The 9,814-nt window shown below is 74.5% G+C and carries 6 protein-coding genes and 1 pseudogene; 6 read left to right on the top strand and 1 reads right to left on the bottom strand.

Going from position 1 to position 9,814, the window contains the following annotated elements; genetic code table 11:
• The 6 genes from AOK09_RS31875 to AOK09_RS38495 form a co-directional block, all read left to right on the top strand.
• Positions 1-1,637, top strand: a 1,637-nt coding sequence (locus tag AOK09_RS31875) for a GtrA family protein (RefSeq protein WP_217698522.1), incomplete at its 5' end; no start/stop codon positions are given.
• A 100-nt stretch (positions 1,638-1,737) separates the two neighbouring features.
• Positions 1,738-3,030, top strand: a complete 1,293-nt coding sequence (locus tag AOK09_RS31870; RefSeq protein ID WP_055590704.1) for a glycosyltransferase — start codon at positions 1,738-1,740, stop codon at positions 3,028-3,030.
• Positions 3,030-4,769 carry a glycosyltransferase family 39 protein gene (locus AOK09_RS31865; protein WP_055590702.1) on the top strand — a complete coding sequence of 580 codons (1,740 nt, stop codon included), beginning with the start codon at positions 3,030-3,032 and terminating at the stop codon, positions 4,767-4,769. Before AOK09_RS31870 ends, AOK09_RS31865 begins: the two co-directional genes overlap by 1 nt.
• On the top strand, positions 4,766-6,022 hold the full coding sequence (locus AOK09_RS31860; RefSeq protein ID WP_055590701.1) for a cellulase family glycosylhydrolase: 1,257 nt from the start codon (positions 4,766-4,768) through the stop codon (positions 6,020-6,022). The genes AOK09_RS31865 and AOK09_RS31860 overlap by 4 nt, the downstream gene beginning before the upstream one ends.
• Entirely contained in the window at positions 6,019-6,591 is a 573-nt protein-coding gene (locus tag AOK09_RS31855; RefSeq protein WP_157876115.1) for a hypothetical protein, read from the top strand. Before AOK09_RS31860 ends, AOK09_RS31855 begins: the two co-directional genes overlap by 4 nt.
• A 33-nt stretch (positions 6,592-6,624) precedes the next feature.
• On the top strand, positions 6,625-8,787 hold the full coding sequence (locus tag AOK09_RS38495; protein ID WP_055590699.1) for a CBM96 family carbohydrate-binding protein: 2,163 nt from the start codon (positions 6,625-6,627) through the stop codon (positions 8,785-8,787).
• Between the two features lie 35 nt (positions 8,788-8,822).
• Here AOK09_RS38495 and AOK09_RS31845 read toward each other — a convergent pair.
• Positions 8,823-9,814, bottom strand: a pseudogene (locus tag AOK09_RS31845) (hypothetical protein); the annotation flags it as partial.

The following is a 9,814-nucleotide window of genomic DNA, read 5'->3' as shown; positions in this document are numbered from 1 at the left end:
GGCTGACCGGGGTGGGGGTGAACACCGCGGCCTTGTGGATCTTCCACCACCTGCTCGGCATCAACCACCTGCTGGGTGCCGCCCTCGCCACCCAGGCCTCCACGGCCTGGAACTTCGCCCTGGTGGAGGCGCTGGTGTACCGCGGCAGGGGCAACGGCAGCCGCCGCGGCCGGGCCGGGCGCTTCTTCGCCCTCAACAACCTGCTGCTGCTCGCACGGCTGCCCTTCCTGGAACTGATGGTGCGGGCGGGGACCGGGGTGCTGACCGCCAACGCGGTGACGCTGGTACTGCTGTTCCTGCTCCGCTTCCTCCTCAGTGACCGGGTCATCTACGGCGCCGGCGACCGGTCTGCCCGCGAGGCCAAGGGCCGCGACCCGGTACGGCTGCTGATCGACCCGGTGGCCGGCCCGTCCGGGCCCGCCACGGCCCGCGCCTCCACCGACCGGCTCGCCCGCAAGCGTTCCGCCTACCTGCCGTACCGCTACGACATCGCCGGCACGGTCACCATCGGCTCCCAGATCCGCCTGCCGGAGCTGGAGTTCTTCCGTGCGCAGTGGGTGCCCGACAACGAGTGCGACATCACCGTCCGGGTCGGCGACGTCGGACGGCGCATCCCTCGCCGCCGGGCCGCGATGATCGAGTACACCGGGCCGACGACGCTGCGGTACGAGGAGCACCTGGGGCGGCTCGGCGCCAACTTCCGGATCGAGCTGGGGGAGACCGTCGCGGTGGAGGTGGGGCCGCTGCTGGCGCGCTCCCCGCACGTCGTCTACACCAATGTCGTCGAGGCCCTGCTGCGTTTCGTGCTGATCTCGCGGGGACGGATGCTGCTGCACTCGGCCTGCGTGGAACTGGACGGCACCGGGGTGATGCTCTCCGCCCTGACCGACACCGGGAAGACCGCGACCGTGCTGCGCCTGCTGCGCGAGCACGGTGGCAGGTTCCTGTCGGACGACATGACGCTGGTGGACGAGTCGGGGACGGCCGTCTGCTTCCCCAAGCCGCTGACCATCAGCTCGCACACACTGCGGGCCGTGCACGCCGACGACCTGACCAGGGCCGAGTGGCGGCGTCTGCAGTGGCAGAGCAGGCTGCACTCCAAGGGCGGCCGCTCGATCGCCCTGGTGCTCAGCCGCTTCAACCTGCCCATCATGGGCATCAACGCGCTCACCCAGATCCTGGTGCCGCCGCCCAAGTACACCGTCGACCGCCTGGTCCCCTGCCGTCTCGGCAGCTCCACCCGGGTACGGGAGCTGTTCGTCATCGAACGCGGCGCGCCGCGCCTCGCCGACCTCGGGCACGAGGAGACCGTCGAGCGGATGCTGGTCAACACCGACGACGCCTACGGCTTCCCGCCCTTCCGCTATCTGGCACCGGCGGTCACCATCGGCGGACTCGACCACGCCGCGCTGCGGCGGCGCGAGCGCGAGATCCTCAGCGGCTTCCTGTCCCACGTGCGGGCCCGGGTGCTCGCCTCCGACCGCTTCGGCTGGTCGGAGGAGATTCCCCGGCTCCTGGCGAGCGGCACCCCGGCGGAGCCCCCCGCGCCGGTCGTCGCACCGGCCCCGACCGGGCCGCCGGCCACCGACAGCTGGCCCCGCTGGGGGATCCGCCTCGCCCCGGAGGGACTGGCGTGACGGACGCGGCGGACCGGCACCGTTCCGCAGCCCGGCCCGGGTCCGGGTCCGGGAAGAACCGCAGGGGGAAGGCCCACCACCAGTGACGCAGCTTCTCGTCATGGCGCTCTACGCGCCGGCCACCATGGCGCTCTTCCTCGTGGCCGTCACCACACTCGCCTGGATGATCGACTCCTGGAGGACTCCGCACGCCGTGGGCCAGATGCCCTTCCCGGCGCCGGACGAACCCCGGCTCTCCTTCTCCCTTCTGGTGCCCGCGCGCCACGAGGAGGCCGTGCTGGCGCACACCGTCCGCCGCCTGCTGCGGCAGGACCACCCGGACTTCGAGGTCCTGGTGGTCGTCGGCGACGACGACCCCGGCACCGCGGCGGTGGCCCACCGCCTCGCCGCGGAGGACCGCCGGGTCCGGGTCGTGGTCGACGAGAGCGTGCCAAAGAACAAGCCCAAGGGCCTGAACACGGCGCTGCCCCACTGCCGGGGCCAGATCGTGGGCGTCTTCGACGCGGAGGACGTGGTCGCGCTCACCCTGCTCACCCATGTGGACGCCTGCTTCCGCGCCGAGCGGGCCCATGTGGTGCAGGGCGGGGTGCAGCTGATGAACTACCGCTCCAGCTGGTGGTCGCTGCGCAACTGCCTGGAGTACTTCTTCTGGTTCTCCAGCCGACTGCACTTCCACGCCCGCAACGGCTTCATCCCGCTCGGCGGCAACACCGTCTTCGTCCGCACCGACCTGCTGCGGCTGGCCGGCGGCTGGGACGCCGACTGCCTCGCCGAGGACTGCGAGCTGGGCATCCGGCTCAGCACCGCAGGCGCCCGGGTGGCCGTCGCCTACAGCCCGGAACTGGCCACCCGGGAGGAGACCCCGCCCACCCTGCGCGGCCTGGTCAAGCAGCGCACCCGCTGGAACCAGGGCTACCTCCAGGTGCTGCGTCGCGGCGCCTGGCGGCGGCTGCCGGGCCGCGGCCGGCGGCTGATGGCCCGTTACCTGCTGGCGATGCCGTATCTTCAGGCCTTCTCCGGCCTGCTGGTGCCGGTGTCGGCGGTCACCGCCCTGCTGCTCAAGGCGCCGGTCCTGTTCGTGCTGCTCACCTTCCTGCCGCTGGCGCCCACGCTGGCCACCCTGGTGGTCGAGGTGGTGGGGCTCGCCGAGTTCAACCGGATGTTCGAGCTCGGGGTGCGGCCGCGCGACTATCTCAAGCTGGTGATCGGGGCCGTCCCCTACCAGCTGCTGCTCGCGACCGCCGCGGTGCGCGCGGCGGTACGGGAGTTCCGCGGCGAGCGCGGCTGGGAGAAGACCGAGCACGTGGGCGCCCACCTGGACGCAGCCGGCAGGTCGCCCGCCGCGGCCGCCGCACCCGCCGGTGAGGACACCCTCAGCGTCGGAGGCGCCTGATGGCACTGCCGCTCTACGACCGCACCCTGCCCCCACTGGACATCACCCTCGAGGGCGCCCCGCCGCCACGCCGGCCGCTGGCCCGCCGCATCGGCCGCCGCCTGCGGGGGCTGATCCGGGCCCACCGCGACGACCTGCCGCTGGTGCTGCTGCTCACCACCGCAGCCGGCGTGGTGCACGCACTGGGCATGTACGGCTCCCCCGCCCGCTTCGACGACGAGGGCACGTACACCGCCTACGCCTGGGCCGTCCAGCACCGGCACGCCCTCGGCCACTACACCTACTGGTACGCCCACCCGCCGCTGGGATGGCTGCAGATCGCCGCCTGGAACGTCCTCACCGGATGGCTCCACCACCCGCCCTACGCGGTGGGCGGCACCCGCGAGTTCATGCTGCTCTGCAAGCTGGTGTCGGTGCCGCTGCTCTACGGCCTGGCCGCCCGGGTCGGCCTGCGCCGCCCCGGGCGGGTGCTGGCGGTGGCCCTGTTCGCCTTCAGCCCGCTGGCCGTCTACTTCACCAGGGCGGCGCTGCTGGACAACATCGTCACTCCGTGGCTGCTCGCCGCATTCTTCTTCGCGGCCTCGCCGCGCCGCAGCCTGCGGGCCGCCACCGCGTCCGCGGTCTGCCTCGCGGTCGCCGTGCTCAGCAAGGAGACGGCGCTGCTCTATCTGCCGGCCGTGCTGGCCCTGCTGGTGCAGCACAGCGACCGCCGCACCCGCCGGTTCTCCCTGGGCCTGTTCGGGGCCTGGTTCACCCTGCTGTGCGCCGCCTATCCGCTGTTCGCGCTGCTCAACAACGAGCTGCTCACCGGCCCGGGGCACGTCAGCCTGGAGTGGGCGGTGCGCTGGCAGCTCTCCGGACGGCAGGGCAGCGGCAGCATCTTCGACCCGGCCAGCACCGCGCACGCCGTGATCCGCAGCTGGCTCGACCAGGACGCCTGGCTGCCGCGGCTGGCCCTGCTGCTGGTGGTGCCCGGACTGCTGATCCGGCGTACCCGGGCGGTGGCCCTCGCCTTCGCCATCCAGGTGGTGCAGCTGCTGCGTGGCGGCTACCTGCCGTACCCGTACGTCATCGCCATGATCCCCTTCGCGGCCCTCACCGTGGCCGGGGTCCTCGACTGGCTGTGGGACCGCGGCCGGCTGCCGCTGCCCGCCCGGCTGCGACAGCGCGGCGCCGCAGTGCAGCACACGCCGGGGCGCCGCTCGCCGGGGCGGCTCGGCTGGTCCGCGGCGGTGGCGGCGGGGTGCGCATGGCTGTTGCTCAGCGTCGGCCACGCCTGGTCCTATCCGCTGCACGATCTGCGGGCAGTCGACCGGGACCGGGGCAAGGCCGAGGCGCTGGCCTGGGTGGAGAGCCATGTGCCGCACTCCGCCTACCTGGTGGTGGACGACAGCTTCTGGGTGGACCTGGTGCAGGCCGGATTCCCCGCCGACCACGTCGTCTGGTACACCAAGCTGGACGTCGACCCGGCCGTGCGGATCCCGCACCGGCCGCAGTGGGCCGGCATCGGCTATGTGCTGCTGGACCGTCAGGACGAGCTCTCGGTGCATCTGCAGTCCGACGGCACGCCCTCGAAGGACACCAGGGACCTCTTCCCCACGCTGGGCGCGGCCCTCTCCCACAGCACCCCCGTGGCGCGGTACGGCACCGGGCTGGACGCGATCAGCGTGCGCAGGGTCGACCCCGGCAGCGGCGACCCGGGCACCGCGCCCGGGCTCGGCAGACCCGGCACGCCATGACCACCGCACGGCGCCACCCGGCGTCGCCACCCCTTCCGCAGCGCAGCCGGACGCCGGGCCGGCGGGCCCTGCTGGGCCTCGCCCTGGCCGTCACCGTCTCGGGCTCGGCCTCCCGCGCCGAAGGCCGGGCGGCCGGAGGCGGTGTCTGTGGCACGGACGCGCTGCAGGCCAGGGTGGTGGCCGACCTCGCGCGCTACGCCGACTGGCTGCGGAGCAACGCCGCCGCCGGCTACGTCGGCGAGGTGGGCTGGCCCTCGGGCCCGGACGCGGACCGCTGGAACGCGCTGGCCGACACCTGGTACCGGGCCGCCGACCGGCTGGGGCTGCCGGTCACCGCCTGGGCCGCGGCACGCTGGCCGGCCGGCTACCGCCTCGCGGTCTACCGGGCCGGACGGGGGTCGGGCGCGCTGGACACCGCGGGCCCGCAGGCGGCGGTGGTGGAACGGCACCCCGGCGGGAACGGCACGGCGCGGGGCGTGGCCCTGGCCGACGGATCGTTCGGAACGGGGACGGCGTCGCCCCGGTACGACAGCGGGCACCCGGGCCGGTACGGCTACGACTACTCCTATCCGGGCGGCGCCTCCTACGCGTTCCTCGCCTCGCGGGGGATCCGGTTGGTGCGCCTGGCGCTGGCCTGGGAGCGGCTGCAACCGGTGCCCGGCGGTCCCCTCCACGCTGCGGAGCTGGCCCGGGTGCGCAGCTCTCTGACCGCTGCGTACCGGCACGGGCTGCGCGTCCTGCTCGACCTGCACGGCTACGGCGACTTCCGATCGGCCGCCGCCGGTGGCCCCCGGACGGTGCTGCTGGGCTCGGCGGGGCTGCCGGCCCCCTCGCTCGCCGACTTCTGGGCCCGGCTCACCACCGCCACCCTGGCCGATCCGGCTGTCGTGGGGTACGGCCTGCTCAACGAAGCCTCCCGTCTGCCGGTGCACGGCGCGGCCGGGGCGCGGCTGTGGGAACAGGCATCCCAGCAGGCGGTCACCGCCGTCCGCCGGTCCGGCGGGGGCGGGGTGGTCTCGGTGGGCGGCTACGCCCGCAGCGGCCCCGCCGCCTGGGGAGAGCTGCATCCCCGCGCATGGATCGCGGACCCGGCCCACCGAACCGTCTACGAGGCCCACGCCTACTTCGACTCCGACGGCAGCGGCCGCTACACCGCCTCCTACGCGGAGGAGCTGGACCGCGCCCGTGCACACCACCCGGCCGCGGCCTGCCTGCCCGCGACCGCCTCCCCCGGCAGGAAGGAACCGCTGTGAGACCGCGGCCCCCCTCCCGTACCGTGAGCGCCGTCGCCGCGCTGCTCACCCTGACAGCCGGTGTGCTGGTCGCCACGTCGCACCGGCACACTCCCCGCACCCCGGCGCCGCTCGCCAACCAGCGGCCCGCTCGTCTGCCGGCGGGCGGCGACCCGGCCCCGGTCCGGGTCGGCGGATCCGGCTCCCCGGGCACCCGGGCGGTCGACTGCCCGACCGGCTCGGAACCCGGGATCATGCTCACCTCCGCCGTCTTCGACCCCCAGCCGGTACGCGGCTCGCTGTTCGGCAGGCGCAACTACCGCATCCTGCTCCAGGGCACGGTCAACAACGAGACCGACGCCGCCCTGACGGTGCTGGAGGTGACCGCATCCGTCCGCGGCAAGCCGTGGAAGGCACGGATCACCGCTCCGCGGACGGTGCCGCCGCAGAGTTCACGGCCGGTCCGGATCGAGGGCGTCTTCCACAGCGCCGCCGCCGGCCCGGCGCAGATCACCGCCCAGCTGTCCTGGCAGTGGCGGAAGGCGGCGCTGCGCCCCTGCGGGGAACAGGGCCTCATCGAGGACGACTGACCCACCGGCCCACCCACCGACGGAGGAGCCCCCATGCCCGCCACCGAAGCACCGCACCACGGACCCGCCCTCCGCTCCAGACCGTTCCGCCGCGCCCTCGCGGTGCCGCTGGCGCTGGTCCTGCTGGTCAGCCTGCGCCTGGGATGGAGCGCCGCCCCGCCGGCGACCGCGGCCACCCTCACCACCGTCACGGCCGCCGCCGACGCCACGGTGCAGTCCGACGCCCCCGACTCCAACGACGGCACCGACCCGGTGCTCACCGCCCGGGCGCTCTCCGACACCAAGCCCGAGGCGGACAGCTATCTGAAGTTCACCGTCTCCGGGCTCACCGCGCCCCCCGCCGGGGTGCAGCTCCAGCTCTACAGCTACGCGACCACGGCCACCGGTGTCCGGCTGTGGACCGGCGGCAGTGACTGGACCGAGACGGGTATCACCTTCGCCAACCGGCCGGCCAGGGGGTCCACCATGGTCGCCGCGATGACCAACCTGGCCGCCGACACCTGGGCCTCCGCCGACGTGAGCAGCGTGGTCACCGGCAACGGCACCTACACCTTCGTCATCGACACCACCTCCACCCTGGGCAAACAGTTCGCCGCCCGGGAGACGACCGGCCGCGCCCCGCAGCTGGTCGTCAACACCTCCCCGGGCCCCTCGGTGACCGCGGTCTCCGGCTCGGGGCAGACCACGGCCACCGGGACGGCGTTCGCGGCGCCGCTCGTCGCCGAGGTGGACGACGCCTCCGGCGGGCCCGTGCCCGACGTCCCGGTGACCTTCACCGCGCCCGCCACCGGGGCATCGGCCGCCTTCGCCGGAGGCTCGGCCTCGATCACCGTGGCGACCGACGCTTCGGGCAGGGCCACCTCACCGGCGCTGACGGCCAACGCAGCCGCCGGGTCGTACGCGGTCACCGCCACCACGACCGGAGCCGCGGGCCCGGCCTCCTTCACGCTCACCAACGGGACGCCGCCGCCGACCTCCTCGCCCTCCCCGACCTCCTCGCCCTCCCCGTCGCCGTCGCCGTCCACGACGTCCGGCGGCGGCATCGCCGCCACCGGAGGCAGCGGGCAGAGCGCCATGGTGGGACGGGCCTTCGCGGCGCCGCTGACGGTGGCGGTGAGCGGCGCGGGGGCGGGGGTCACCGTCACCTTCGGCGCGCCCGCCACCGGCCCCTCCGGGACCTTCCCCGACGGGACGACGCAGGCGACCGCCATGACCGGCGCCGACGGCACCGCCACCAGCCCCGTGCTCACCGCCGGCGCGTCGGCGGGCGGTTTCGCGGTGACCGCCACGGCTGCGGGCGTCCCGGGCTCCGCCAAATTCTCCCTCACCGCCACCGACCCGGTGATCGTGGCGGCGGGCGACATCGCCTGTCCGGCCGGGAAGGCGGCCACCGCCACCTCGTGCCAGCAGCAGGCCACCTCCGACCTGGCGCTGAGCCTCCACCCCGACGCGGTGCTGCCGCTCGGCGACGACCAGTACGAACTGGGCGCGCAGAGCGACTTCCAGTCCGTCTACGGCCCCGGCTGGGGGCGGATGGACCCGATCGCCCACCCCGCCCCGGGCAACCACGAGTACGGCTACATCGGCAGCGCCATCGAGCCCACCGGCGGCGCCGGGTACTTCTCCTACTACGGCGACCGCTCGCACCCCCTGGCACCGGGCTGCACCAGCCTGTGCACCTCCTGGTACAGCTGGGACATCGGCGGGTGGCACCTGATCTCGCTGGACAGCCAGTGTGCGGTGATCGGGGGCTGCAACCCCGGCAACCCCGAGTACAAGTGGCTGCAGGCGGACCTCAACGCGCACACCAACAGCTGCGTGCTCGCCTACTGGCACATCCCGGTCTACTCCAGCAGCCAGGACCACCAACCGGACATGCAGGCCATCTACAGCCTGCTGTACGCCAAGGGCGCCGACGTGGTGCTGACCGGCCACGCCCACTTCTACGAGCGGTTCGCCGGACAGGACGGGGCGGGCAACGCCGACCCGGTGAAGGGGATCCCCCAGTTCGTCGTCGGCACCGGCGGCCGGAGCTTCTTCAGCATCCGGCCGACGCCCGCGGCGAACAGCGTGTCACGGATCGCCAACACCTTCGGCGTGCTCCAGATGACCCTCTCCCACAACGCGTACAGCTGGAACTTCGTCCCGGCCAACGACGGAGGCTCCACCGACAGCGGCAGCGGGAGCTGCCACTGAGGCGCCACCCGCGCCCGGCCCGCCGCCCGCGCCCCTCAGGCGCCGCCCTCGTGGACGCTGAAGGCGGAGCGGCGGGCGGCGCGGGCCACCGCCGGATCCGGGTGGGTCGAGGCGACCGCGGTGAGGACCGAGGCGGCGCGCGGGTGCCCCGACTGCCGCGCCCGGGTGAACAGCCGGTTGGGATCGCCCACCGCGGCCGCCTCCACGTGGCCGACCAGCAGGGCGGTGTCGCCGTGGTCGAGCACCGCGGCTCCGGTGTCCACCCAGAGCCAGGCGGCGTCCTCCCGGCTGAGCACGTCCGCGGGCACCACTCCGCCCTCGTCCGACTGCTCGGCCAGCCACAGCAGCGCGTACGGGCGCAGCACCGGCTCCTCGGCCGCGGCCCGTACGGCCTGCTCGGCCGTGCCGCCGGCCACCCGCAACGCCTCGAAGGCGAGCCCGCGCACCAGCGCGTCGTCGCCGCGGGCCGCCTCCAGCAGCTCGGAGACCGCCCGGTCGACGGGGCGGGCCGCCACCCAGGCCCGGTACTCGGCGCGGGCCGGGCCCGGCGAGTAGCGGGCGCAGGCGGTGAGCAGCTCCAGGGCGCTCTGCTCGATGTGCCCGGCGGCGGTCTGCGCCACCGTGCAGATCTCCTCCAGCTTGGCCCGTACGGCCCAGTGGCCCAGCGGGGAGAGCCGCACCGAGGGCTCGCCCTCGCCCGGCTCGCGGACCACGGCGCCGACGGCGGTGAGGCCGTCCAGCATCCACTCCAGCACCGCGGCGACGTCGGAGGGCGCCGGCGGGGCGCCGGTCTGCTGCTCGTCCTCGCCGGGCTCGCTGCCGCGGACCGCGGAGACCGCGGAGGCGGCGTGCGGCACCGGGGAGAGCGCGGCCAGGCCGGTCCCCGCGCCGTGGCGGCGCTCGTCCAGGCCGCGGCGCAGCAGTTCCATCAGCTCCCCGTCGGGGACGGGCGCGTCCACCAGATGGAGGAAGGAGAGCAGCTGCGGTGCCTGGTCCACGGCCTGTCCGGCGAGCACCGCGAAGACGC

The organism is Peterkaempfera griseoplana (assembly GCF_001418575.1).
GTDB lineage: Bacteria > Actinomycetota > Actinomycetes > Streptomycetales > Streptomycetaceae > Peterkaempfera > Peterkaempfera griseoplana.
Note: the sequence above shows the minus strand (reverse complement) of the source record. Positions and strands in the feature narration are given on the sequence as shown.